This window comes from Paenibacillus qinlingensis, from assembly GCF_031455095.1.
Lineage (GTDB): Bacteria > Bacillota > Bacilli > Paenibacillales > NBRC-103111 > Paenibacillus_E > Paenibacillus_E qinlingensis_A.
This window is the reverse complement of the sequence record NZ_JAVDSB010000002.1, coordinates 679,635-704,631: the sequence shown is the minus strand read 5'-3', so window position 1 is coordinate 704,631 and position 24,997 is coordinate 679,635. Positions and strand designations below refer to the sequence as shown.

The following is a 24,997-nucleotide window of genomic DNA, read 5'->3' as shown; positions in this document are numbered from 1 at the left end:
CGATGAAGGAAAGAGAGGAATATAAGGTCGAAGATATGCTCTGTTTTACGATCTATGCTACTTCCCGTGAGTTAACACGCATTTATCGGCCTACTCTGGAAAAATTCGGGCTTACTTATCCGCAGTATCTAGTTATGGTTGTGCTCTGGGAAACAAGGGAGAGCACCGTGACGGCGCTTGGAGATAGATTGCTATTAGACTCTGGAACGTTGACACCGCTGCTGAAGAGGCTTCAGGAAGCGGAGCTCATTGTTCGTAAGCGTTCTGTTGAGGATGAACGGAAAGTCGAGATCGGTTTAACAGAAAAAGGGGCAATACTGCAAGAACAGATGAAGCATGTATCCGTTGAAATTTTTGCTGAAATATGCGGGACTGCCGAAAAATATATGCAATCGTTAGAACAACTCAAAAATTTGCTGGAAAAAGCGAATGAAATTGCACGCCGGTCAGAATGATAAATAACAAATAAAAACGCCGGACTATGTCCGACGTTTTTATTTGTTATATCGTTTCTAGCTGCTATCCAAGTCCTTATTGCTCACCATCGAGCCCATGATTAATTGAGATCTCCTGGTATGCTGCAACCACTTTAGAAATTGTGAGCTAGATCCTTAGCACGAGCTATCGCATTTTCTTTAATATCTTGAGCTTTTTCTTTGTTTTTATTGTGGCCTTCAACGAACAGTCCTTCAAAAGAAGGGATGCCGAAGAATTTCATCATTACTTGAAGATGTCGGTGGCCCATTTCAAATTCTGCTGCAGGACTATCCGAATAATTTCCCCCACGTGCTTGAATATGAAGTGCCTTCTTATCCGTGAGCAATCCGATTGGCTGACCTTCTGCTGAATATTTAAACGATTTTCCCGCGACTGAGACGGAATCCAGATAGGCTTTCATCATAGGTGGGTAGGAAAAGTTCCAAAAAGGAGTGACAAATACATATTTGTCTGCCACGATAAATTGATCAGAAAGCTCAGCGAGACGTTTTACTTTTGTTTGTTCTTTTTCCGACAACTGTTCGAAGTTAATCCCTGAGCTGAGCTTTCCCCAGCCCTTGAAGACATCTGAATCAAGAAGTGGAATGTACTGTTCGTACAAATCAATTTCAATAATTTCATCAGTAGGGTTTACGACCTTGTACGATTCAATAAATTCTTTGCCTACAGCCATACTATATGAGTGTGAAGCATCATTCGGGTTCGCAGTAATATACAAAACTTTTGCCATGACTAGATCATCCTTTTCTTGTAGGTATTTTTTTAAAAAAAAGTTACCTGTAATTAATTTAGTTACATGTAATAATATACGTTACAGGAAAGCGCGTGTCAATACGCTAGACAAGACCAAAATTTTGCATATTATAAGAATAAGGGAATACTCTTGTAACTGTTGCAATTACGGGCGATTGTTGAAGCTTGTATACAAGAAAGAATGGAGATGGTAAGGAAAATGTCCATCAGTAGTCGTTTTTCTGTGGGAATTCATATTTTATCGCTGCTTGAAATCAACAAAGAAGGAACCAATTCTTCACAATTTATAGCAAATAGTGTGAATACGAATCCCGTAGTTATTAGGAAAATTATGGGGATGCTAAAAAAAGCAGGACTTGTTACGGTAAACCCTGGCATAGCTGGAGCCACGCCATCCCGAAGTTTAGCTGAAATTACCTTATTTGATGTTTATAAAGCAGTTGAAGCTGTAAATGAGAATGAACTTTTTAGTATTCATGAGAATCCTAATCCTGATTGTTTAGTTGGCAAGAGCTTGCAAGGAGCAATTGAACCTATTTTTAATATGGCTCAATTGGCATTAGAAAAAGTTTTACAAGGTATAACTATCAAAGACGTTGTGGATAGTCTGAAGTCAGGGAACAAGGTTTGCTAATAAAAGCAAATAAGAAAAGCAGCTTCTCCTACAACGTAGGATGAGCTGCTTTTCTTTGACTAATTATATGAACAATAACTAGAGAGTCAAGGTTTCCTTCGTCTCTAACCACTTCACCGTAATGTTTTTCTCAAGTGCACTTTGTGTAACGCGGTTTCTTATATCCTTAGCAGGTGTATAGAATGGCGGATTATTCACAAGATCAAAATGAATAGGAACTAACAACTTTGCCTCCAAAGCCATGGCCGCTGAAACCGCTTGTTCAGGCGTCATGACAATAGGTTCAATGCTTGCAGGCTGGATGAAGGGGAGATTGACTACTGGACCATTAACTGGTAAGAACGCTGCATCAAAGGGTCCGTGATCAGTTTTGATTTTCCACCAAAAACCATGCCACAGTGTATCCCCGCAATGAATGATTTTTTTGCCATCAGCAGAGACTACCCATGCTATTTGTGGATCTCCAAGACCATCTACTGAGAAGGTCGGATTAACTGTAAATGCTCCAATCGTTATCGCCTCATTTAACGAAACACCAACGACTGAAGTAAATCCATGTCCTTTCACATACTCAAGGGTTTCTATTGGTACGTAAATTGGAACGTTCTCACCGTAGAATTGCTTGATTGCTTCTGGATCGTAATGATCCGGATGAACGTGAGTTAGTAAGACAGCATCAGTTTTACCGAAATCATCCAACGGATACAACGTACCTGCAGGTGTTCCGAGATCAGATGGGAAATTATAAAACGGATCAATGACAACACGACTGTCATTATGTTCAATTTTAACGCTAGCCCACGGAAGTTTTACTATTTTCATTGGGAATATGGCTCCTCTCGTATTTAGCTAATATGTTTACAACACTTACTTTTCGATAGTATCATGTGTTATGCAAAAAAACTGTAACTATGTCACATAACGCTTCACGCCTTTGACTATCACGGTTGGTGCGATATGATCTTGTTCACTGCCATAGCTTTTCCACTGTATGATCATTTCATTAATAGGAATTGACAAATGCTTCTTGGTTATTTTGGAAAAGAGGCTATGTGACAAAGTTACAGTGTTATTCGTATTAGTCCTGATAGTATGAATATCCGTGAAAGTAATATATACAGATTGGAATGATAATTAATGAGAACGGTCGATAAGCTCTGGAAAAAAAATTTCATTCTACTGGCGCTCTCTAATTTGTTCTTATTTGTCTCCATTGAGATGTTGTTGCCGACACTTCCGATCTTTGCTGACGAGAGGGGTGGAAGCGGGTCACAGATTGGTATGATGCTTGGCATCTTTACATTTTCGGCGGTTCTGTCAAGGTTGCTAATTAGTTTTGGAGTGAAGAGATTAGGAAAGCGAAAACTGCTCCTCATTGGCGTGGCCATTAGTCTTGCGGGGATGGCGAGCCATTATGCGACTGATTCGATTTCTACCTTGCTGGTGCTTCGAGTTTTCCATGGTTTTGGCTTCGGAATTGCAACCGCGTTGTATGTCACTCTTGTATCCGACGTGATCCCTACAGCGCGGCGTGGGGAAGGGATGGGGTACTTTGCCATGGGCAATGCCGTTTCTTTCTCGCTAGGACCCTTACTAGGCTTATGGTTGTTGGAACATTACAATTATGCCGGTTTGTTTGGAGTTGGTGTAATCATCCTAGTGATTACTTTGGTAATGACTTTACTCGTTAGAAAGGCAGGTATTCAGGAGAAGGCTGCCTCTGAATCAGCGGCTTCTATAGAGATTCATTCAGTGGAGCAGAGAAAATCACAACCTGCTTGGACTGAAATTATTGAGCCAAAGGTGCTAGTACCTTCTATCCTAGGTTCATTTGTGGGATTCTCCTTTGGCGGATTGTTGAGCTTTGTTACTTTGTTTAGCAAGGAAATAGGCATAACGCAGACCGGCTACTTTTTCCTCGTTGTAGCCATCAGCGAGATATTGATCCGGTTCGTGAGCGGACCGTTGTTTGATCGGAAAGGACCTTTCTGGGTTCTATTCCCTACGGCGATCTTATGCATAATTGGCTGTGTCCTGTTGTATTTTACAGATTCACTAGCGATGCTTTTACTCGCAGGGGTGTTCAGTGGGGCAGGCTTTGGCGCGATGTTTCCAGCCTTGCAAGCTTGGGTCATCAACCTCGTGCAGCCTGAACGTCGTGGTGTTGCTTCAGCGACCTACTACAACTTTTTGGATATCGGGATTGGCTTTGGTTCGATTCTGCTTGGGGTAGTTGTATCAATGACAAGCTATGCGACAATGTTTCTGTTGTCTGGTATTTTGTACGTGTTATATTTGATCGTTTACTTCATGTACCTGCGTCACCAGCGCTTGCGGATGAAAGGGGAAAGCGAAAGGCGGTGACTTCGGACATCGTCTTTCTTTTCAAAATAAACGAAAATCAAATATGATATGATGACATATAGCTGGTATCACTTTAAGGATGAAGGGAGTTTGTCATGAGCGATAAAATAATGGTGATCGAAGATGAAAAGAAAATCGCTGAAGCCATCGCATATGCTTTGAAAAGAGAAGGCTATCTCGTCGAGATCATTCATCGTGGAGACACAGCCCTAGAGAGATTACCTATTTTCAAGCCTGACGCTTTAATCCTCGATGTTATGCTTCCTGGTATAGATGGCTATGAGATTCTGAAGAAACTTGGAGATAGAGGCCGGAGTATTGGTGTCATTATGCTGACGGCTAAGGAAGATATCGTTCACAAAGTATTAGGGTTGGAACTTGGTGCGGATGATTATATGACCAAGCCCTTCGACATGCGGGAGCTGCTTGCCCGGCTGAGGTCTTTGCTCAGGAGGATGCAAGCTGCTGGGGAAAAACAAGAAGCAACCGAGATCTCTTTGGGGGAGATCGTGCTGCAACTTAACAAGAGAACGGCCTACGTCGGTACGAGAGAGTTGGAATTGACTCCGAAAGAATACGATCTATTGACGTTGCTGCTGTCTAACCCAGCCCAGGTATTCACGCGAGAACAGCTGCTTGATCGAGTCTGGGGACTGGCGTATTTTGGCGGTACACGAACCGTTGATATTCATGTGGTGAGACTGAGGAAGAAGCTAGGGGAAGAATGCGGCAGAACGATACAAACCGTCCATGGCGTTGGTTATAAAACCTTGGGAGGATATCGTGAGAATTAGTATTAAGCTCAAATTCAGCATCTTTCTGGTCTGCCTTCTGCTTCTTACGGTTTTCATCCTCAGTCTGCTCGTGCTTGAAGGTATTAAGAAGAATCAGCAAGTCGAGCTGGAACAATATTTCTCCCAACAAGCCGCAACTGCGAATATTTATTTTCTCCAATCACTCATGGGGGAGTCTAACAAGGTTCCTCAAACCTATCTAGCTTCAAAAGGCCGGGATTTCGCCAAACACCTTGAGCTGATCACAGGACTAGTCGTTGTCCTGTACGATTCAGAGGGAACCGTTCTCAATACGAATTCGGGTCTCACAATGTCGGACGGTATTCGGCAGACATTAGATCTAGCGCTGCTTAATAAAACAGCCTATCTGGTTGAGGGCGAATCATTCTATTATTTTGTTCCCCTAACCATAGGCAGTGTACAGGTGGGAGTCATTCAATTTTATTATTCCTTAATAGATAACCTTGCATTCTACAAGCAGATCAAGCAATTGTTTATATATATTGGCGCGAGCGTTTTTATTATTAGTTTCATTCTTGCCTATTTTTACTTCAATTCGTTCGCTACTGGCATTATTAAGTTGAATGGGACGATAAACCAGATTCGCTCAGGTAACCTCATACCCACCGTACTCAGACGCAAAGACGAAATAGGAGAGCTGAGTGAAGGAATCAGCATAATGAGCCAGCAAATAAGGAAGACGATGCAAGATAAGGATGAGGAGCGTGAAAAGCTAGCTTTGGCTGTGAGTAAATTATCGCAGCTAGATCAGCAGCAGAAGGAGTTTATCGGCAACGTCACGCATGAGTTCAAAACCCCTCTAACTTCAATCAAATCCTATATTGATCTGCTGGATATGTATCCCGACGATGAGACGCTGCTAGACACTGCGAAAATAAACATTCTCGGCGATACGCAGCGACTTTATGAGATGGTGGAAAAGGTGTTGCAACTATCCGCTTTGGAGAAATACGAATTCGAATTCCATAGGGAGAAGTTGGAGGTGCGACAAGAGATACTAACCGTACTGGATAGCTTAATAGGAAAAATGGATAAGTTCGGCATTACGCTGGAGACCGACCTATATGAGGCTTATGTGGATGCTGATAAGGAACAGCTCTCCATTGTGCTAGTGAATTTGCTGGACAATGCCATCAAATACAATAAAATCAAAGGGCGTATTTTCGTGAAGACGGCGTTAGACGAGGGAAAAGTTATCATAGAGATTGCTGATACAGGCATCGGGATTCCGGAAGATGTCACTCACAAAATTTTTGAACCGTTCTACACGGTCGATAGAAATCGATCACGCGAAATCGGCGGTACGGGGCTTGGCCTATCACTTGCTAAGAAATATACGGAATCGCAAGGAGGCTCCATCGTGCTCCTAAATACCAGTTCGGAAGGCACACTGTTCCGTATCATGTTTCCAAGTGCGTACGTCTAAGCAATTTGAAACGAGAGCATATCTAATCTCGGTTTTCATCGGAAATAAATCGAAGAAGCCGGACCGTCCATTGCCATTAAGGCGACAGACGGTCCGGCTTCTTGCTTGTGTGACTATTTCTGCAAGGAATAGTTGATTTCCACAATGGCGCTCCTGTATGGTTTGGTATGCCATTCCGTATAGACAAGGCGCTCACTGGAGGGGCTCCATGAGGTGGTTATAGGTTCGACATCGACGGCAATCCGAGTGGATTTATCGGTAAGCATATCGTAGAGATAGAGACCTTTGACACTTGCACCGCTCACATCGCCTTTCAATCCATAGGCGATGATTCGCTGATCCGGTGACCAGGAAATACCGCTTAGCTCCGTACCTTTGGCAATCGTTTTATGGCTGTTTCCTTTTATGTCGTGCAGTAGAAGGTTTGTTCTAGAGCCTTCTGCTTGCAGGATTAGCATCTGGCGGCCGTCTGGCGAAGGAAGGACGTTAGTAACATTGTTAAGGTTCAAGCTCGTTTGTTCCTGAGTAACCAAATTCAGTGCTTTGAGCGACGCATTAGATTGGGTGTTATAGTACAACGTGTCGCCGACTTTCTCTACGATAAACAGGCCCCTTTCATCCAATTTATTGAGCGCTGTAATCTTGCCGTCCGTTGTAGCGGTATAAGCGCCACCGTTGTAGGAGGCTCCTATGATCGTCTCTGAATCTGCCCATTTGGCGCTGATTGCACCTCCGATCGACCCTCCAGTCAGGCGGAATGTAGTCATAGTTTGCATATTCATAACCGAATAGACAGGATCCCCTACGGAGTATTCGGAATATAGCAAGCTCTTTTTATCAGGAGACAGAACAGCCCCGCCGAAATGCGTGTTTTTACGTTGTTGCAATAGTTTATATTGACGGGTAGTAAGGTCATACAGGTAGAGACTTCGGGGATAAGAATCTGCTTGTTCCGCCAGAGCTATCTTACCTAAGGACTCATTTTCCTTAGAAACGATTATCGTATTATTGTCTACCCAATCCATGATTTCTGTATGATCGAGATGTAGCAGATTATCGATGGACACACTAGGCTCTCCCGCGGGGCTTTTTGCATCATTGACAACGGTTATATTCGGAATAGAAGAAGAACGCGGTCCCTTGTCTTCTGCTGTGCAAGCAGCAAGCATACAAGCGGCGGCGAGAATCGGGATCAATTTCATTGTTGTAGTAGTTCGAATCATGTTGTCTCTCCTTTTTATCTGTTGTTTCTTTCTCGTGTCAAACAGGCTCAATACCATCGTTTAATCACATTCAAAATATATCAAAATATTGTTCCAAACATACAAACAAATGTTTCGAAAATGTAAATAAAAGTATCGGGATTACATGTATCAAGTGGAACCAAAACGTAAATCTTAGAGCTAAAGCAGCTGATGACACAAACAAAAAAACGAGATAAAGGGAGAATAATATGAAGACAACCAGTGCATGGGTAGGAGCCATTGTTGGAACCGCGATCTTAATAAGCGGGACGACAGGATGTACGCAATCTGACGATAAGAATACTGTGAAGATCAAAAGTCAAAATCAAAATGGTGTGTCCTACACAAATGCAAATACGATTTCAGGACTTGCAGCAAATACGAATAAAGAAGATCCTTTAACATTTGTGCTTGTACATGGCTCATGGGCGGACGCTAATTTCTGGAGCAATACCGCTGCCGAGCTGAAAAAACAGGGGCATACCGTATATGTGCCAGAATATGCTGGTCACGGTACATTATATAATCCATCTGTGAAACATGAAGATATTGTCAAGTCAGTTGTAGATTATATTACATCGAAAAAATTAAAGAATTTCGTGCTAGTTGGACATAGCTTCGGAGGCACTGTTATTCAGAAAGTTGCTGAACAAGTTCCTGATCGGATAAACCGTTTGGTTTTCTTTGACGCTTTTGTACCGCTTGATGGCCAAAGTCTGAGTGACCAACTCCCCCCTGAACTTCAAAAGGTATTTGGACAACTGGCAGAAGCGTCTGGAAATGGCACAATAACGATGCCGTTCACATTCTTTCGAGAAGGCTTTGTAAACACAGCGAGTGAAAGCCTTGCGAAGTCGATATACAAAAACGCAAAACCCGAACCTGCCACACCACTTGTGCAAAAACTTGATTTGAAGAAATTTTATGGTTTGAATATTCCCAAAAGTTATCTGTTCTTAACTTCAGATACAGTTACGCCACAAGGAGACAAATATGGTTTCCATCCTGCGCAATCCAGCCATTTGGGCCAATTCCGACTTATTCTCGGGGAAGGTGATCATATGACTACGGCCTATGAGCAGCCTGGCTATTTGGCGCAAAAATTGTATCAAGCAGCTAGAAAGTAAGAGTTTTATTCATGATATAGAAGAAATACGAGTTGACTTCGTCATTATCCGAGGGCATTCTCTTAGGAGAGACCTCGGTTTTTGTTCTCCGCGAATGTTATTCTCTTATCGGGTAAAATATGTTAGATAAAATAACAGTGCTTTCAAGTATCCATGTAGGAAGAATGAAAAAGGAACTCTCAATTCATGTTTTATGTTATATTACATAACATGAAATACGAAATTTATTGACAGGATACAAATCTGCTGATAATATCTTATTAATAACACCGAAGGATTAATTGATGTTGATTTCCTCGGATATATTATCTATTACTAATGGAATCAGTCGTTATTTATATTTTTTTTGTTTAATTAATAACACCAGTGGAGTAATTAAAGGTGGTTAAAAATATGGATATTAGCAAGCACGATCAGGAATTTATAAAGAAGAAAAATAAGAATATGGTGCTCGACCTTATTAAGAGCAGCCGTCCGATATCTAGAGCGAAGATTGCAAAGCTCACTTCGATGAGCGCTACTTCTGTTGGTCGCATAGTCAACGATCTTTGTCAAATTGGTTTGGTCAAGGAAACAGAGCAATACTCTTCAGGTGTAGGAAGAAAAGCGACGATGCTAGATATTGATGCCAGTTCCGTGCTCACGATCGGTGTCGAAATGGATAAAGGATTAATTAAAATAGGGATCATCGACTTTGACGGTCACATTATTGTTGAGAAAAGTATCGCGAAGCTCTATCACTTAGAGGAACCGGTCAAGGTAGCGCATGAGCTTTCCGAATATATCAAAGAGCTAATTGATCACAATGGGATTGTACTTTCTAAAATCATCGGAATCGGAATAGGCGTTCCGGGAATCATCGATACAGATAAGGGCACGATTGTATTCTCTTCGCAATTAGGATGGGAGAATGTCAATTTCGCTGCTATGGTAGAGTCACATCTGCATATTCCGACGGTCATTGATAATGATCTGAAAGTCAAAGCGTTGGGTGAAACGTACTACGGCTTCGTCAAGGGATCCAAGAGAGCGGTATTGCTTGGTTTTGGCAGCGGAGTCGGTTCTGCGCTTGTTATTGATGGTACAGTTTACCGGGGAGAATCGAATATTGCGGGTGAGATTGGTCATTCAACCGTAGACCCGAATGGTATGCTGTGCGAGTGTGGGAAACGCGGATGTCTTCAAACATATATTGCTGATTTCACGATCATTCAAGAAGCCAATAAAGTTAAATCTATAACAAGTATTAAAGAAATATTTGACAGTGCACATAATAATGAGGCTTGGGCGGTGCAAATTATTGACCGTACCTGTACGTATATCGCAATTACAGTAAGCAATGTTGTGTGCATGTACAACCCAGATACGATCATTCTCGGTGGACATTTGATTGAGCAGCATGTAGAAATGCTTGAAACTGTGAAACAAAAAATAAATCAGTTTATATGGGGACCCTTTAACGGAACGTATAAACTGGTAAGTTCCAAACTTCAAAGCAACGCTGTTATGATCGGAGCGGCAACTCTTGCTTTGCAGCAGCGATTGGATCATGAAATGTAACCTGGGAGGAAGTCATATGGACCAAATATTGCTGGAAGAATATCGCGGAGAGACACTCGAATGCGTGCATCGGGGGCACATTTGTGGAGTCTCTTACACGGGGGAAGTGAAGTATGTTGTTGGTGATACGAACGCAGTCACGTTCCTAAGATCTGCTGGCAAGCCGTTTCAAGCTATTCCTGTGTTGCGCCATGGTGCTGATGTCCATTTCGGGCTAACCGGTAAGGAAACGGCAATCATGATGGGATCTCATCGTGCCGAGCCATTTCATGTTGATGCGCTCGAGTCGATGCTCAGGAAGATTGGCGTGGCGGAAGACGGGCTTGTATGCCACCCGACTTATCCGCTTAGCGTTTACGCGACGGAGGATTTGCTTCGCAATCAAGCGCCTAAGCGTTCGATTTATCATAATTGCTCTGGCAAACATCTAGGGATTTTAGCATTATGCAAAATGATGGGATATCCCTTGGAGACCTATTTTGAGCCTCAACACCCAGCGCAGCTAGAGATATTAGAAACGCTCTCGTACTTGTCGGAGTGCGTGATTAACCAGATTGAACTTGGCACTGATGGCTGTGGGTTCCCGGTGTTTGCCATTCCTTTGAGGAATTTGGCAATAGCTTTTCTCAAGCTGGCTTGCCCAGAACTTATTGAGGATGAAGCGATTCGGACGGCTGTTGAGAAGATGGTTGGTATTATGAATGAGCACTATGAAATGGTTGCTGGTTCTGATCGTATTTGTTCAGCTCTGCTTAGGGATACGAATATTGTAGCGAAGGGTGGAGCCAAAGGCGTCTATTGCTTCGGGCTAAAAAAAGAAAAGCTAGCTTTCGCCTTGAAAGTGCTAGATGGTTCCGAGGATGAATGGCCGTTAATCGTCGCTTCGATTTTGGAGCAAATCCATTATGACAATACCAAGACGATTCAAAGCATGTATGAGCTCGCACCCATAGAGATCAAGAATGATAACAAGAAAGTTATTGGCCGCAATACAACTGTCTTCGCGCTTCAAATCCACTCATAGTCGATATGAGCATTGTCGGATATGCACAAATAGCGGTCCGACAAGTTACATATATAATTTCGAGGAACAATCGGGAGGGGTTAATTTTGAAAAAAAGAATGTCAACAATGGTGATGAGCATGGCTCTTGTGCTGACAGTCGGACTTGTCGGCTGCTCCAGTGAACCTGTAGGGAAATCAAGTAATACAGCTCAAAGTTCAGGCAAAAAGGAGAAAATTACGTATTTAGATCCACTTCCAAGCGCAGAGCGAACAGCACTCATGCAAGATTTCATCAAACAATTCCAAACCAAAAACCCGAACATTGAAGTTGAATACACTTCCGTTCCTTGGGATGATGCGAATAAGAAATGGATGGCTCTCGGTGCTGCCAAACAGCTTCCGGATGTTATCAGCATCGACGATACATCTCTCGTAGCTATGTCTGCCGCCGGTTATATCGAAAATCTACAACCTTATTACGATAAATGGGATCAAGTAGGCAACCTGACCGAGGCGTTCAAGCAGGCAAGAAACAAGTATCAGGACAAGGTCTATGCCATTCCTGATGGATTTTTGCTACAAGGTCTTTTTATTCGTAGCGACTGGTTCAAAGAAAGCAACTTGCCGGAGAAAATCGATACATGGGACGACTACTTTAAGCTTTCCGGGCAGCTAACGGATGCATCCAAATCCAGATATGGTATTTCATTCCGTGGCGGCGCGAACGGTGTCCTTCGGGCGATGGAATACGTTATGGCGGCGACGCATAGCGAGAGCTGGTTCGACAAAGACGGTAAATCGATTCTTTACAAACCGGAAGCGCAAGCGGCATTCAAGAAGTTTTATGATATCTATTTAAATGGAAATTCTCCTAAAGAGTCGGTCAACTGGGGCTTTAATGAAATGGTGCAGGGCTTCTTGAACGGGCAGACGGCCATCCTGAATCAAACTCCTGAAGTCATTATTACGGCTCAAAAGAACATGAAAGAAGGCACTTGGAACGTTGTGCCGATGCCGAAATCCGATGATGGCAAACGTTATATTTTCTGGGGTTACACAGCGGCATATGCGATGGCGGCCAACTCGGAGCACAAAGATGCATCTTGGAAATTTATTCAGTTTTTAAGCTCCCCTGAGATCAATTTACAATATAGCATTAAAAACTCGAGCATTCCGATTTATAAAGATAATGTGAAGGATCCGTTCTTCAGCAAAGGTCCAATTGCCGGATACGCGGGTGCTATGGCGGATTCTAACATTGTATTTGCCGGACCGCCGAGCCATCTGACCAAGCTTGGCCAGTTCTCAGGTACATTCGCTGTACAAGAGACTCAAAAATATTTGACTAAAACGCAATCCTTCGAAGATACAATTAAGCATTTGGCTGATTTCCTAACCAAGGAGCAGCAAGAATATTTGAAAAATAATAAATAAGTACATTTAGTAGCAGACAACCGAGGCGGAGTTCTGTCCCGGTTGTCTTTTCCTATCCGATAGGGAGGTGAAGTGGCTTTGAAATTGAGATTGAAACTATGGGAGCCTTACTTACTTATTGCTCCTGCCATCCTGATCCTGTTAGCTTTTTTTGCATATCCGCTGCTCCAAGGCTTTAAACTTGCCTTTATGCACTATATTTTGTTTGAACCGAATGACGTTCGTTTCTCTGGTTTGGAGAACTTTAAAGCCATACTTACAGACAACAATATCGTTCGAATACTGTTGAATTCTTTACTGTGGGTCGTTATGACGGTCGGTCTGCAATTCGTTCTCGGGTTTATTCTAGCACAGGCATTAAATACGAAGTTTAAAGGCAAAAACATCTACCAATCCGTTGTATTTCTACCATGGGCGGTCTCCGCTTTTTTGATCGGGATGATATTCAAGTGGATGTTCAGTGAGCAAAATGGATTGATTAACTATCTGTTAATTAAGATGGGAATCGTGGAGAAAGGCATTTCGTTTTTGGCGCTTCCTGGCATTTCGATTTTTCCCATTATTATCGCGATGGTTTGGTACGGCGTACCGTTCTTTGGAATCATGCTGCTGGCTGCTTTGCAATCGGTGCCTAAAGATATTTACGAATCCGCTGATATTGATGGTGCTGGCAGATGGACGAAGCTATTTTATGTGACCATTCCTTTCATTAAATCGACGATAATCCTTACCGTATTGCTTCGAGTCATTTGGGTATTCAACTCGGCGGATCTTATTTATATCATGACCAATGGGGGGCCAGCTAACACTTCGCATAATCTGTCATCATACATATTCAATCAGATTTCATATACAACGGATTTTGGGCAAGCGTCCGCTCTTGGCGTACTCATGTTGATTATCCTCGTTATCTATACGTTAATTTTCCTTCGTGCAACCAAATATGACGATGCAGGTGATTTTTAAAATGACTTCCTTCGGACGAAAAGCGGCTCCTGAATTAGTTCGATTTGTTGTGCTGGCGCTTTTTGCGTTAGGTACGTTGCTTCCTTTTTATTGGATCCTTGTGACTTCTTTAAAAACAAGACAAGAAATATATAGCGGTCAATTGACTTTGTGGCCCAAAGCGCTTACGTTGGCAAATTATATTGATACCCTGCAAAATACGAGTTTTCCTCGATATTTATTAAACAGCTTTACAGTCAGCATGAGTAGTTCAATTCTGGTTCTGCTTGCTTCCATCTTGGGAGGATACAGTTTGGCCAGATATCAATTTAAGGGTAAAAAAATTGTGCTCGTTTCATTTTTGGCTACCCAAATGGTTCCTATCATGGTAATCCTAGTACCTTTGTTTATTACTTTTAGCCAAATTCATCTATTAAATAAGCTGCCAGCATTGATTATTACGTACACGGCAATGAATATACCATTTTGTTTAATTACAATGTCCAGTTTCTTTCAGCGAATACCGGTTTCTTTGGAAGAAGCGGCCATGATTGACGGTTGCAACAAATTTCAGACAATGTCAAAAGTTGTGTTGCCAATGATGCAGCCAGGTATCGTGGCGACTTTTGTGTTTGCTTTTATTGGTGCGTGGAACGATTTGTTCTTCGGGGTTATGTTCACCAATAGTGAATCGGCTAAGACGGTTCCTGTCGGTTTAAGTAGTTTTGTTCAGAAATTCGATATCAACTGGGGGCAAATGAGTGCGGCGGGCATTATTTCACTCATTCCTGTCGTTATTATGTTTGCCATCGTTCAAAAATATATCGTTGCTGGTTTAACGCAAGGTGCTGTGAAGGGTTAGGTGAAACATGTGTTGTTAGAAGTGATTGCTACGAGTGTGAGGGACGTTATTGCGGCTGAACAGAGTGGTGCCGATCGGATCGAACTCATTACCGGCATGCTGGAAGGTGGGTTAACACCAAGTTATGGGCTAATTGAAGCAGCGATTCAGGCTACCACGCTTCCTATCCAGGTGATGATCCGACCTCATAGTTATTCATTCTGCTATGATCGCCTCGATGTTGCCGCCATGATTGCGGATATCCGCATCGTCCAACAACTTGGGGCTGCTGGGGTGGTGTTTGGCGCGCTTACGCAAGACCGGCGTCCAGATGTGGAAGTGGTGGCGAGATTGTTGGAAGCAGCGGAGGGGCTCTCCGTCACCTTTCACCGTGCGTTCGACGAAGTTCGGGATGTTCAAGAAGCGCTAGATGAGTTAGATAAGTTCAAGCAAATTGATCGGATTCTTACTTCGGGCGGTAAACCCAATGTTTTGGATGCTATCCAGGAGATGAAGCAATTGGTCGCTTGGAGTCATAAGACGTCTATACAGATTTTGGCGGGGAGTGGGCTTACGATTGAATCCTTGCCTACATTTGTAGCCGAAACAGGAGTTCAAGAGGTGCATTTCGGGAGAGGCGTCCGGATGAATGGCGACCCGCTTGGCTCCATCGATCACATTGCGATCCAACAGATTAAACAACATAGGTACGAGTCTATTAAGACAGATGTATGAAGGAGCAACTATGACAATTGACGGGTACTTTTTAGGAATAGACATTGGTGGAACCAAAATGTTGGCTGCTTTGGTGGACGCACAAGGTCGCGTACTAATCAAAGATCAACAGCCTACCTTAGCAGCCGAAGGGGAGCATGAGGTCATCAGAAGGTTAATCCATATGATTGAGTCGCTGCTTTCCACTGTACCCAATCTGAATGCTCACAGCATTTTAAGTCTAGGTATCGCAACTGCGGGTATCCTTGACATGAAAACGGGAACAATTGTTCTGTCTACGAATTTAGGCTGGAGAAATGTTGCGTTAGGACCGATATTGGAACGGAAATTTGGTATACCTGTTCGGTTAATCAATGATGCAAGTGCAGCAGCGCTGGGAGAATGGATCGTTGGAGCGGGCAAAGGGACAGAGGACTGTTTATATGTAACCGTGTCCACGGGAATAGGGGGCGGTGTCATTAGTGGTGGTCATATGCTGCTGGGTGCTTCTAACAATGCAGCGGAGATCGGACATATCAGCATTGATCGGAAAGGGCCTATATGTAAGTGCGGGAATAGAGGCTGTGTAGAAATGTATGCCTCCGGCAATTCAATAGCCCGTCTAGCCGCTGAAGATATCCTTGCCGGTAAGCTGGGAACCACACCGCTGGCTGACATGGCTGGACATGATACGAAAAGGGTAACTGCGAAGCTTGTGGCGGAGGCTGCTTCAATCGGTGACCCTTATTCTATCGCTTTACTGAAAGAGGCGGGGGAAGCGCTCGGAACGGCGATGGTGACGATTATTCATCTCTTTAATCCGGAAATCATCATTTTCGGTGGAAGTGTGTCTCTAAGCGGGGATGTGCTTTTCGAGCCCATGTGGAGCACAATTCAGAAACTTGGCATCGAAGATATGGTGAAAGATGTAAAAATGACTCGTTCATCTCTTGGCGTAGAAGCAGGGGCAGTTGGCGCTGCATTACTATGGAAATATGAGAATCAAGCAGTTACAATCTAAAGATAAATGAAGGAGAGGTGAATTCGATTGAAAATTGAAGTCTTACCGGCAGGTGAAATTAAAACTAGAGTTGCGGACCTGTTATCAGAACAGATCAAGCGCAATCCGAAATCGGTGCTTGGCATGACCACGGGCTCATCACCTATCAAATATGGAATTTATCAAGAGTGGATCCGACGGGAGCAAGCTGGAGAGCTTTCCTTTCATGAAGCGAGATTCATTAACCCAGATGAACTGGTCGGTATTTCGGCTGATCATCCGGAAAGTTATCGGACCTACATGCAAGAGCATTTGTTTGGCCAGCTTCAAACCCTTCGATACGAACCGCAAATTCCCGATGGCAGTTCAATAGATCTGATGGCGGAATGCCTTAGATTTGATCAAGTGTTGGCTGATCTAGGTTACGTTGATTGGCAGCTTATGGGACTAGGCCTAAACGGACATATTGCTTTTATCGAACCTGGCGATCACATACCGGCGAAAACGTATATTTCACAATTGTTCGAAGAGAACAGAGTTTCTCAATCTCCGCATATTAATTCGGAGGAAGAGGTGCCTAAGCAATCGATAACGATCGGTTTGGAGGCCGTTATGAAAGCGCGGAATATCGTTCTTGTTGCTACAGGCGAGAATAAAGCAGACATGGTGGCAAAAGCTTTTACGGGGCCAATAACAACTAGCGTTCCAGCGTCTTTCTTGCAGCTGCATGCGAATGTGACGGTTATTCTCGATGCTGCGGCGGCTTCAAAAATTTCATTATACTAGACTTTTTAAGTGCCACTCATAGTCTCGACAGTAAATATGGCTATTGGCTGGGAACACCTGACGATAATGGCTCAATTGGTATACTATTCATCATAGAAGAAGGGAAATCTGCTTTAAGAAAGCGGGTTTCTTTTTTTTTTTTTTTTTTTTTTTTTTTTGATTGGTTGAAGGTGTATCTTGCTTGTCATTTAAGTCAATCGTATTAAAAAGAGGGCTGCTCCTGTGTAGGAGCAGCCCTCTTCGTATATCTTAACTGCAAGAGCAGTTAAGAATTGGTTTGCGTGCAGCAGTCGTTTCGTCGAGTCGGCGTACGACAGTGCCGTAAGGTGCGTTCAGGACGAGTTCGGGCGTCGTTTTGGCTTCTTCGGCAATTTGGATCATGGTGTCGATGAAAGCATCTAATGTTTCTTTGCTCTCGGTTTCAGTTGGCTCGATCATGATGCATTCCTCTACGTTAAGCGGGAAGTAAATCGTAGGCGGATGATAGCCGAAATCGAGTAATCGTTTGGCGACGTCTAACGTCCTGACGCCATACGTTTTGAGCCCTCGGCCTGACATCACGAATTCATGCTTGCATACGCCAGGATAAGGGATTTCATAGTGCGATGAAAGTCGGGCCATCATGTAGTTGGCGTTCAATACCGCACATTCGGATACGTGGCGCAAACCATCTGGACCGTAAGTGCGGATGTACGTGTAGGCGCGGACCAAGATGCCGAAATTTCCGTAAAATGCTTTAACACGACCGATGGAAGCAGGACGATCATAATCGAAGAAATAGGTACCATCCTCACGGAGTCCGACAATTGGTTTCGGAAGGAAAGGAATCAGCAAGCTTTTGACACCTACTGGACCTGCTCCAGGACCACCACCGCCATGAGGGGTGCTCATCGTTTTGTGCAGGTTTAAGTGAACAACGTCGAAGCCCATATCGCCTGGGCGGGTAATCCCCATAATCGCGTTGGAATTTGCGCCGTCGTAGTAGAGCAGGCCGCCGGCATCGTGGATGATTTGTGCAATTTGTGTGATTTGCTCCTCGAACAAGCCCAGTGTGCTCGGATTGGTTAGCATCAGTGCGGCGGTGTCGCTGCCTACAGCTTCGCGCAATGCATCGAGATCGACCATACCGCGTTCGTTGGATTTAATTGTAATCGTCTCGAATCCAGCAACGGTGGCGCTAGCTGGGTTGGTGCCGTGGGAGGAATCCGGCACGATGACTTTCGTGCGGTGTTCTCCTCGGCTTTCGTGATAGGCTCTAATCATCATGAGTCCCGTCCACTCACCGTGTGCACCAGCAGCTGGCTGCAAAGTAACCTGATCCATGCCCGTCAAAGCAGCCAAGTCATTTTGTAGTGTGTAGAGCAGTTCTAATGCACCTTGCAGACTTTCCTCAGGCTGGTAAGGGTGGATGTTAGCGAAGCCGCTAAGGCGCGCTGTGTCCTCATTGATTTTGGGATTATATTTCATTGTACAGGAACCAAGTGGATAGAAACCGTTGTCGACACCAAAATTCCGTCTTGAAAGCTCGGTATAATGGCGAATGACATCGACCTCGTAAACCTCCGGCAGTTGTGGAGGTATTTCTCTCAGCATCGACGCTGGGATATAGGTGTCAGGCGATGCTTCAGGTACATCACAGGCTGGTAACGAATAAGCGACACGGCCTGGTGTGCTCAACTCGAAAATTAACGCTTTTTCCGGCTTCGGGGACGTGTTTGGTTTCGTTTCGTTCAAGTTCATGATCTCTTCTGTGTTAATCATGCTAATTCCTCCAGTCTGTTAGCGAAGTGATCGATTTCATCACGCGTACGTTTTTCTGTGACAGCAATTAACATGTGTCCAGCGAGTTCCGGGTAAGCCTGGCCTAGGTCGTATCCACCGAGGATGCCAGCTTCGAGCAAGCGTAAATTCATGTCCTTCACGGACGTGCCCTCTGGCAGTTTTATTACGAATTCGTTGAAGAATGGCGACGAGAACGGCATTTTTATGCCGCGTTTCATCGTGAGTTGTCCAGCGGCGTAATGCGCTTTTTGCAGATTTAAGTTGGCGACATCTATCATGCCTTGCTTGCCCATCGTGGACAAATAAATCGATGCACATAGCGCGAGAAGTGCTTGGTTGGAGCAAATGTTGGACGTCGCTTTCTCGCGGCGAATGTGCTGCTCTCTTGCTTGTAAGGTTAGAACGAAGCCGCGTTTGCCATCGATGTCTGTTGTTTGGCCGACGATTCTGCCAGGCATCCGACGCATCAAATGGTCAGCGACCGCGAAGAAACCGCACGTAGGTCCGCCGAGGGATTGTGAGATGCCGAGCGGTTGTGCGTCCCCGACGACGATGTCGGCGCCAAGCTTGCCAGGCGATTCAATCAGTCCGAGGGAGATCGGATTGGTGCTTACAACGAACAAGCCTTTGACTCCGTGGATGATCGGCTCGATAGCGGTTAAGTCTTCGATACAGCCGAAGAAATTCGGTGATTGGATGAGAACGGCAGCGGTCTCAGTTGTTACTGCTTGACTTAGGGCCGCGAGATCCGTCACCCCGTTCGCAAAGCCGACTTCGACGATGTCTAAGTTAAGACCATGTGCCATGGTGGCTACCATTTCTCTCGCTTCGGGATGAACTGTGCGGGAGATGATGAGCTGCTTGCGTTTCGTAGCCCCGGCGGCCAGTGCGCCTGCTTCCGACAAGGCGGTTACGCCGTCGTACATGCTTGCATTCGCGACAGCCATGCCGGTCAATTCGCAAATATAGGATTGGAATTCGAAAATGGCTTGAAGCTCACCTTGGCTAATTTCTGGTTGATAAGGTGTGTACGCTGTGTAAAATTCGGAACGTGAGATCATATGGTTAATGACGACGGGGAGGTGGTGGTCATAAATGCCTGCACCGATGAAACTCGTGTAACTACCCGTGTCAGCATTGCGTCCAGCGAGCTTTTTCATATGGCCAAGCAGTGTGAATTCATCCATGGCGGAGGACATAGGGAGTGTGCCGCGATAGCGGATTTCCTCGGGAATATCACGGAATAGGTCCTCTGTGGATTGGACGCCGATGGTTGCTAACATATCTGTGCGATTTTGTTCGGTCATTGGGATGTAACGGTGTAGGTTTGTCATGGGAATCACTCCTTGGATGTTCGTTTATAAAATGGGGTTTTTACGATAACGGCTTTCAAACGCTTGCCGCGAATTTCAATCCAAAGCTCAGCATCCGGCGTTGCGAAGTCGGCATCGATGAGTGCAAGCCCAAGGTTTCGCTTCAGCGTTGGAGATTGTGTGCCGGTTGTAACTTCGCCGATTTGTTTGCCGTGTGAGTAAACGCCGTATCCGTGACGAGGAATTCCGCGGTCTACCATTTCAATGCCGACGAGCTTGCGAGGTATACCATCGGATTTTTGTTTCAACAGCGCATCACGGCCGATGAAGTCGCCTTTATCCCATTTGACGAAAAAGCCAACGCCAGCTTCAAGTGGAGAAATGGTACTCGATAGCTCTTGGCCGTAAAGCGGGAGCCGAGCTTCGAAGCGCAGCGTGTCGCGTGCGCCAAGTCCTGCTGGAACAAGATTGTATGCTTCGCCTGCTGTAAGCAGTGCCTGCCACACTTGCCCCGCTTCATCAGCCGGGATATATATCTCGAAGCCATCTTCGCCTGTGTATCCGGTACGCGATAAGAGGGTTTTGACGCCATTGATCATGACGTCTGTCGCAAAGTGAAAAGGAGCGAGGTGCTGACACTGGAAGTTTTCAGTGACCATTTGAAGAATTGCTGCGCCTTCAGGGCCTTGAAGGGCAAGCAGTGCCAGCGAATCGGATTTATTTTCCAATGTGACATCTCCGATAAGATGCTCGCTCATCCAGTCGAAGTCTTTGTCAATATTAGAGGCATTCACGACAACCAGGTATTGATCGGCTGTTATACGGTAAACGAGCAGGTCGTCGATAACGCCGCCGTGTGGGTAACACATCAATGTGTATTGTGCTTGACCATCCTTGAGTTTGCTCACGTCATTCGTTGTCAGCCGCTGCAGAAAGGACTCGGAATAGCTGCCTGTGACCATGAACTCTCCCATATGGGAAACATCAAATAAGCCAGCCTTCGTTCTAACGGCCTCATGTTCCTTCTGTATCCCCGTAAATTGGACGGGAAGCTCCCATCCGCCGAAATCGATGCATCGTGCATCTGGGAATGCCGCGTAGTGTGGGAAAAGAGGTGTTCTTTTCAGTTCAAGCGTCATAGATGACCCTCCTTAATTATTGATTAGATAAATAAAAGAACAGCAACAAAAAAGTTAACGAACGCAGTTAAACTGCTTTTCGTTCACTTTTTTGCTCTGTCCTTTGTACCTGAGAGTTACCCCGTAACCGGTTGGTTTAACGGCTTTCCCCTTTGGTGACGCACGGATATGAGGGTATCCAGCGCGTTCTCTCCAGAGGTGCGTCCGATAATGGTCCTTTTGCCTGAGAGATTCACCATGTTAGGTTTACTCCTTCGGCGCCGCCATTTACATCGCTTAGGCGATCTCTCCCATTACCATCATCCGCATATTTGGTTTGTTAATACACTTATACAGGAGATTTGTAAGGGAAGTCAATAGATTTTTTGATCTGAAGCAAATGTTTGTTAAGTATCTTGACATGTACCTATCATCTGTTTTACACTACTTTCAAATGGAATAAGCGGATGACGATGGTTGGGAGAGACCTGGAAATGGAGTGATTCAGTTCCAGGCACCGAAGGAGCAAGTCGATGGCTAGCCAGCTAATCGATTAATCTCTCAGGTACAAAGAACCGCCATTCGACGCAACTCTGGAGAGAGCCAACAGCCACCAAAGGGGTACTGCGATTCGAAAGAAGCGCATAAACTCTCAGGTACCAAGGACAGGGAATTCGGCAATAAGCCGATACTCTGTCCTTTTTTCTTATTTTTAAAACAAACTAACTTGATAACGGAAGGGTGCTAACTATGAGTGAAGTAAAAGCTGGATTTGGTTATTCGAAGGAACATGAATGGGCTGAGGTTGTAGGGAAACGAATCAAAGTCGGGATTACCGATTTCGCGCAGGCACAGCTTGGCGATATTGTTTTCGTAGAATTTCCTGAAATTGGTGCAGAGTTAGAAGCGGATCAAATGATGGGGTCCATTGAGTCAGTTAAAACCGTATCTGATTTGTTCAGTCCGATTACAGGCAAGGTGACGAGTGTGAATGAAAGATTGCTAGATTCACCAGAGCTTGTCAACGCGGATCCCTACGGAGATGGTTGGATTATCGAAGTTGAAGTGACTGGGGATGCTGCGGCCGTTGTAGCTGAGCTTCTAAGTGCTGAGGAATATAAAGCCTATACGTCTTAGTAGGGGGAAACGCTATGCAGCAAGTTAGAGAGCGCAAGCCAGAATGGTTGAAAATTTCGTTACAGGCAGGAGAAGAATTTCAGCAAATCAAAACGATGATGCGCGGTCGAAAGCTGAATACCGTCTGCGAGGAAGCGAAATGCCCGAATATTTATGAATGCTGGAGTCAGCGAACGGCGACTTTCATGATCCTAGGTAATATATGTACACGCGCTTGCCGTTTCTGTGCGGTTAATTCTGGTTCACCAACGGAACTAGACTTGGAGGAACCTCGTCATGTTGCGCAGTCTGTGAACGAAATGGGGCTGCAGCATGTGGTGATTACATCGGTAGCAAGAGATGATCTGGCGGATCATGGGGCTTCTATGTTTGCTGAGACAATCAAAGAAGTTCGAGCAATGAACCCGTTTACCAATGTCGAAGTGCTGATACCAGATTTAGGCGGAGATAGGGATCGACTATCGATTGTGCTCGCAGCGGGTCCTGATGTGTTAAATCACAATCTAGAAACAGTTAAACGCTTATCAGATAAGGTTCGGGCTAAAGCCAAATATGTTCGTTCACTCGAGCTACTGCGTAATGCCAAGGAGTTGCGTCACAAGCAAGTGACTAAATCGGGGATTATGGTGGGGCTTGGGGAGACTAAAGAGGAAATAGTAGAAGCATTAGCTGATCTTCGTGATACAGGTTGCGATATTGTAACCATTGGTCAATATTTGCAGCCTACGCTCAAACATTTGCCAGTTCATCGCTATTATCATCCAACTGAATTTGAGGAATTAAAGCAAATCGGTCTTGGGCTTGGACTCACCCATGTGGAAGCAGGGCCGCTAGTGAGAAGCTCTTACCATGCGCATGAGCAAGCGGAGCAGGCAAAAGTAGCAATATCAGGGCTTGTTTAGGAGAGAGGTGCATCGATGCGGTTTAAAGATGTATTTTCCATTATCGGACCTGTTATGGTCGGCCCATCCAGCTCACATACAGCCGGCGCCGTACGCATCGGACGTGTAGCTAGGCAATTGATAGATGGTGTTCCCGAAGAAGCGGAGATTACATTATTCGGTTCTTTCGCCGAAACGTACGCTGGACATGGTACTGATCTAGCGCTTGTCGGTGGGTTGCTTAATTTTGGAACAGATGATGAACGGATTCCTACAGCATTCGATGAGGCCAAAAAGGCAGGAATGACATTCACGCTGCGAAAAGGCACAGGGGCTAGGCCACATCCTAACTATGCAGAAATTAAAGTTATTCGCGGCAATCGAACGATAACGATTGGCGGTGCGTCCATTGGTGGAGGGAATATCGAAATTCATTCCGTAAACGGCTTCGATGCAGGTTTTACGGGACATTACCCGACCATTGTAATTGCGCACGCTGATCAGGTCGGTGTTATCGCCTCGATTACGAATGCAATTCGCGATGCAGGCTTGAATATTGGTCATATGCGGGTCGATCGGGTTGAAAGAAGCGGTTCAGCGATGACAGTCCTGGAGTGCGATCGATTACCGGAGCGTGATTTGCTGCAATCCTTAACGGGATTGCCATCCGTTGAACAGGTGTACTTCATCGATTTGAACACAAAGGGGTAATTGCCATGCGATTTCGAACACTGCAGGATATAACAGAGATATGCACGCGAGAAGCCTTGACGATTGGTGAGTTGATGCTTCACGATCAAGCGAAGGAAGCTGGCGTTTCGGTGTATGAAGTCTATAACCAAATGTCTGATTACTATCAAGTGATGAAAACGGCTGTACGCAAAGGATTGGAGATGGAAGCAGGCTCAAGAAGCGGACTTATTGGCGGTGACGGTCGGAAAATGAACGTCTCCATTGCTGCAGAAGAGCCGTTCGTTGGGCAATGGGGTGGGAAAGCGATGGCTTATGCCCTCGCCGTGTCTGAAATTAATGCCTCGATGGGGCGCATCGTGGCAACTCCGACCGCTGGATCCTGCGGAATTCTGCCAGGAGTGTTTGTCAGCACGCAGGAACGCTTCGATTGGGAAGACGAACGGCTCGTTATGGGGCTATTCGCTGCTGGCGCTATCGGTTATGTTATTGCCAACAACTCTTTTATTTCAGGTGCTGAGGGCGGGTGCCAAGCAGAAATTGGATCAGCCATCGGAATGGCGGCGGGCGCGCTTGTTGAGCTCCACGGGGGCAGTCCCGAGCAAGCCGTTCACGCGGTTGGTTTGGCTCTGAAGAACACACTCGGATTGATCTGTGATCCGGTTGCGGGGCTCGTTGAGGTACCTTGCATCGTACGTAACGGCATGGGGGCTGTGAATGCACTTGCTGCGGCAGATATGGCGCTTGCTGGCGTGCGAAGCGTCATCCCGTCTGACGAGGTCATCAGTGTTATGTTGGAAATTGGTTCCTCGATGCCAATGGAACATCGGGAGACCGCACTTGGCGGGCTCGCTCAAACACCTACAGGACGCAAGATCACCGAGAGCATTAGAATGGGTGGTTAGTCATCTGATCATTGACAGGAGGATG

Annotated in this window: 24 protein-coding genes and 3 riboswitches; of the genes, 18 read left to right on the top strand and 6 right to left on the bottom strand. The window is 45.1% G+C overall.

The genetic code is table 11. From position 1 onward, the window contains the following. Positions 1-2 precede the first annotated feature (2 nt). The gene (locus tag J2736_RS10785) at positions 3-455 is read left to right on the top strand and encodes a MarR family winged helix-turn-helix transcriptional regulator (protein WP_310226292.1); all 453 of its coding nucleotides are present in this window, start codon (positions 3-5) and stop codon (positions 453-455) included. Positions 456-589: 134 nt separating this feature from the next. On the opposite strand, the gene J2736_RS10780 is transcribed toward J2736_RS10785, so the two are convergent. Then, on the bottom strand, positions 590-1,228 hold the full coding sequence (locus tag J2736_RS10780; RefSeq protein ID WP_310226290.1) for an FMN-dependent NADH-azoreductase: 639 nt from the start codon (positions 1,226-1,228) through the stop codon (positions 590-592). A 222-nt stretch (positions 1,229-1,450) separates the two neighbouring features. On the opposite strand from J2736_RS10780, the gene J2736_RS10775 reads away from it, so the two are divergent. Next, the gene (locus J2736_RS10775) at positions 1,451-1,885 is read left to right on the top strand and encodes an Rrf2 family transcriptional regulator (protein ID WP_310226288.1); all 435 of its coding nucleotides are present in this window, start codon (positions 1,451-1,453) and stop codon (positions 1,883-1,885) included. A 78-nt stretch (positions 1,886-1,963) separates the two neighbouring features. On the opposite strand, the gene J2736_RS10770 is transcribed toward J2736_RS10775, so the two are convergent. Beyond that, entirely contained in the window at positions 1,964-2,707 is a 744-nt protein-coding gene (locus J2736_RS10770) for an MBL fold metallo-hydrolase (RefSeq protein ID WP_310226286.1), read from the bottom strand. 315 nt (positions 2,708-3,022) lie between these two features. On the opposite strand from J2736_RS10770, the gene J2736_RS10765 reads away from it, so the two are divergent. The 3 genes from J2736_RS10765 (at position 3,023) to J2736_RS10755 (ending at position 6,490) form a co-directional block, all read left to right on the top strand. Next, positions 3,023-4,249, top strand: a complete 1,227-nt coding sequence (locus J2736_RS10765) for an MFS transporter (protein ID WP_310226284.1) — start codon at positions 3,023-3,025, stop codon at positions 4,247-4,249. A gap of 95 nt (positions 4,250-4,344) precedes the next feature. Continuing rightward, entirely contained in the window at positions 4,345-5,043 is a 699-nt protein-coding gene (locus J2736_RS10760; RefSeq protein WP_310226282.1) for a response regulator transcription factor, read from the top strand. Continuing rightward, positions 5,033-6,490: a sensor histidine kinase gene (locus tag J2736_RS10755; protein WP_310226281.1), complete on the top strand. Its 1,458-nt coding sequence runs from the start codon at positions 5,033-5,035 to the stop codon at positions 6,488-6,490. Before J2736_RS10760 ends, J2736_RS10755 begins: the two co-directional genes overlap by 11 nt. Positions 6,491-6,603: 113 nt before the next feature. On the opposite strand, the gene J2736_RS10750 is transcribed toward J2736_RS10755, so the two are convergent. Next, a complete protein-coding gene (locus J2736_RS10750) occupies positions 6,604-7,713 on the bottom strand; it encodes a TolB-like translocation protein (RefSeq protein WP_310226279.1) in 1,110 nt (369 codons plus the stop codon). A gap of 230 nt (positions 7,714-7,943) precedes the next feature. Between J2736_RS10750 and J2736_RS10745 the strand changes: the two genes are divergently transcribed. The 9 genes from J2736_RS10745 (at position 7,944) to J2736_RS10705 (ending at position 17,146) form a co-directional block, all read left to right on the top strand. Further along, on the top strand, positions 7,944-8,861 hold the full coding sequence (locus tag J2736_RS10745) for an alpha/beta fold hydrolase (protein WP_310226277.1): 918 nt from the start codon (positions 7,944-7,946) through the stop codon (positions 8,859-8,861). A gap of 393 nt (positions 8,862-9,254) precedes the next feature. Then, positions 9,255-10,421: an ROK family transcriptional regulator gene (locus J2736_RS10740; protein ID WP_310226275.1), complete on the top strand. Its 1,167-nt coding sequence runs from the start codon at positions 9,255-9,257 to the stop codon at positions 10,419-10,421. Between the two features lie 16 nt (positions 10,422-10,437). Further along, entirely contained in the window at positions 10,438-11,445 is a 1,008-nt protein-coding gene (locus J2736_RS10735; RefSeq protein WP_310226273.1) for an asparaginase, read from the top strand. Between the two features lie 86 nt (positions 11,446-11,531). After that, the gene (locus J2736_RS10730; RefSeq protein WP_310226271.1) at positions 11,532-12,860 is read left to right on the top strand and encodes an ABC transporter substrate-binding protein; all 1,329 of its coding nucleotides are present in this window, start codon (positions 11,532-11,534) and stop codon (positions 12,858-12,860) included. Positions 12,861-12,938: 78 nt separating this feature from the next. Beyond that, positions 12,939-13,826 carry a carbohydrate ABC transporter permease gene (locus J2736_RS10725; RefSeq protein ID WP_310226269.1) on the top strand — a complete coding sequence of 296 codons (888 nt, stop codon included), beginning with the start codon at positions 12,939-12,941 and terminating at the stop codon, positions 13,824-13,826. Position 13,827: 1 nt separating this feature from the next. Continuing rightward, positions 13,828-14,667 carry a carbohydrate ABC transporter permease gene (locus tag J2736_RS10720; RefSeq protein ID WP_310226267.1) on the top strand — a complete coding sequence of 280 codons (840 nt, stop codon included), beginning with the start codon at positions 13,828-13,830 and terminating at the stop codon, positions 14,665-14,667. Between the two features lie 9 nt (positions 14,668-14,676). Further along, on the top strand, positions 14,677-15,381 hold the full coding sequence (locus J2736_RS10715) for a copper homeostasis protein CutC (RefSeq protein ID WP_310226381.1): 705 nt from the start codon (positions 14,677-14,679) through the stop codon (positions 15,379-15,381). A gap of 10 nt (positions 15,382-15,391) precedes the next feature. After that, positions 15,392-16,381, top strand: a complete 990-nt coding sequence (locus J2736_RS10710) for an ROK family protein (RefSeq protein ID WP_310226265.1) — start codon at positions 15,392-15,394, stop codon at positions 16,379-16,381. A 27-nt stretch (positions 16,382-16,408) separates the two neighbouring features. Further along, positions 16,409-17,146 carry a glucosamine-6-phosphate deaminase gene (locus tag J2736_RS10705; protein WP_310226263.1) on the top strand — a complete coding sequence of 246 codons (738 nt, stop codon included), beginning with the start codon at positions 16,409-16,411 and terminating at the stop codon, positions 17,144-17,146. Between the two features lie 249 nt (positions 17,147-17,395). Here J2736_RS10705 and gcvPB read toward each other — a convergent pair whose 3' ends face one another. The 3 genes from gcvPB to gcvT are packed head-to-tail and all read right to left on the bottom strand — an operon-like array spanning position 17,396 to position 21,380. Next, positions 17,396-18,886: an aminomethyl-transferring glycine dehydrogenase subunit GcvPB gene (gene gcvPB / locus J2736_RS10700; RefSeq protein WP_310226380.1), complete on the bottom strand. Its 1,491-nt coding sequence runs from the start codon at positions 18,884-18,886 to the stop codon at positions 17,396-17,398. 17 nt (positions 18,887-18,903) lie between these two features. Continuing rightward, positions 18,904-20,262, bottom strand: coding sequence for an aminomethyl-transferring glycine dehydrogenase subunit GcvPA (gene gcvPA, locus J2736_RS10695; protein ID WP_310226261.1), 1,359 nt, complete (start codon positions 20,260-20,262; stop codon positions 18,904-18,906). A 5-nt stretch (positions 20,263-20,267) separates the two neighbouring features. Continuing rightward, complete coding sequence (gcvT, locus tag J2736_RS10690; RefSeq protein WP_310226259.1) at positions 20,268-21,380, bottom strand: glycine cleavage system aminomethyltransferase GcvT; 1,113 nt, start codon at positions 21,378-21,380, stop codon at positions 20,268-20,270. Positions 21,381-21,474: 94 nt separating this feature from the next. Further along, a riboswitch (glycine riboswitch) is annotated at positions 21,475-21,578 on the bottom strand. A gap of 3 nt (positions 21,579-21,581) precedes the next feature. Beyond that, positions 21,582-21,683: riboswitch (glycine riboswitch) on the bottom strand. Between the two features lie 144 nt (positions 21,684-21,827). After that, positions 21,828-21,947: riboswitch (glycine riboswitch) on the top strand. Between the two features lie 162 nt (positions 21,948-22,109). Between gcvT and gcvH the strand changes: the two genes are divergently transcribed. Genes gcvH through sdaAA form a run of 4 tightly spaced genes read left to right on the top strand, consistent with a single transcriptional unit; the run spans position 22,110 to position 24,972 of the window. Then, positions 22,110-22,496, top strand: a complete 387-nt coding sequence (gcvH, locus tag J2736_RS10680; RefSeq protein WP_310226255.1) for a glycine cleavage system protein GcvH — start codon at positions 22,110-22,112, stop codon at positions 22,494-22,496. Positions 22,497-22,510: 14 nt separating this feature from the next. Next, entirely contained in the window at positions 22,511-23,398 is an 888-nt protein-coding gene (lipA, locus tag J2736_RS10675; protein ID WP_310226253.1) for a lipoyl synthase, read from the top strand. A gap of 15 nt (positions 23,399-23,413) precedes the next feature. Continuing rightward, positions 23,414-24,088: an L-serine ammonia-lyase, iron-sulfur-dependent subunit beta gene (sdaAB, locus tag J2736_RS10670; RefSeq protein ID WP_310226251.1), complete on the top strand. Its 675-nt coding sequence runs from the start codon at positions 23,414-23,416 to the stop codon at positions 24,086-24,088. A gap of 5 nt (positions 24,089-24,093) precedes the next feature. Next, entirely contained in the window at positions 24,094-24,972 is an 879-nt protein-coding gene (sdaAA, locus tag J2736_RS10665) for an L-serine ammonia-lyase, iron-sulfur-dependent, subunit alpha (protein ID WP_310226249.1), read from the top strand. Positions 24,973-24,997: the final 25 nt, after the last annotated feature.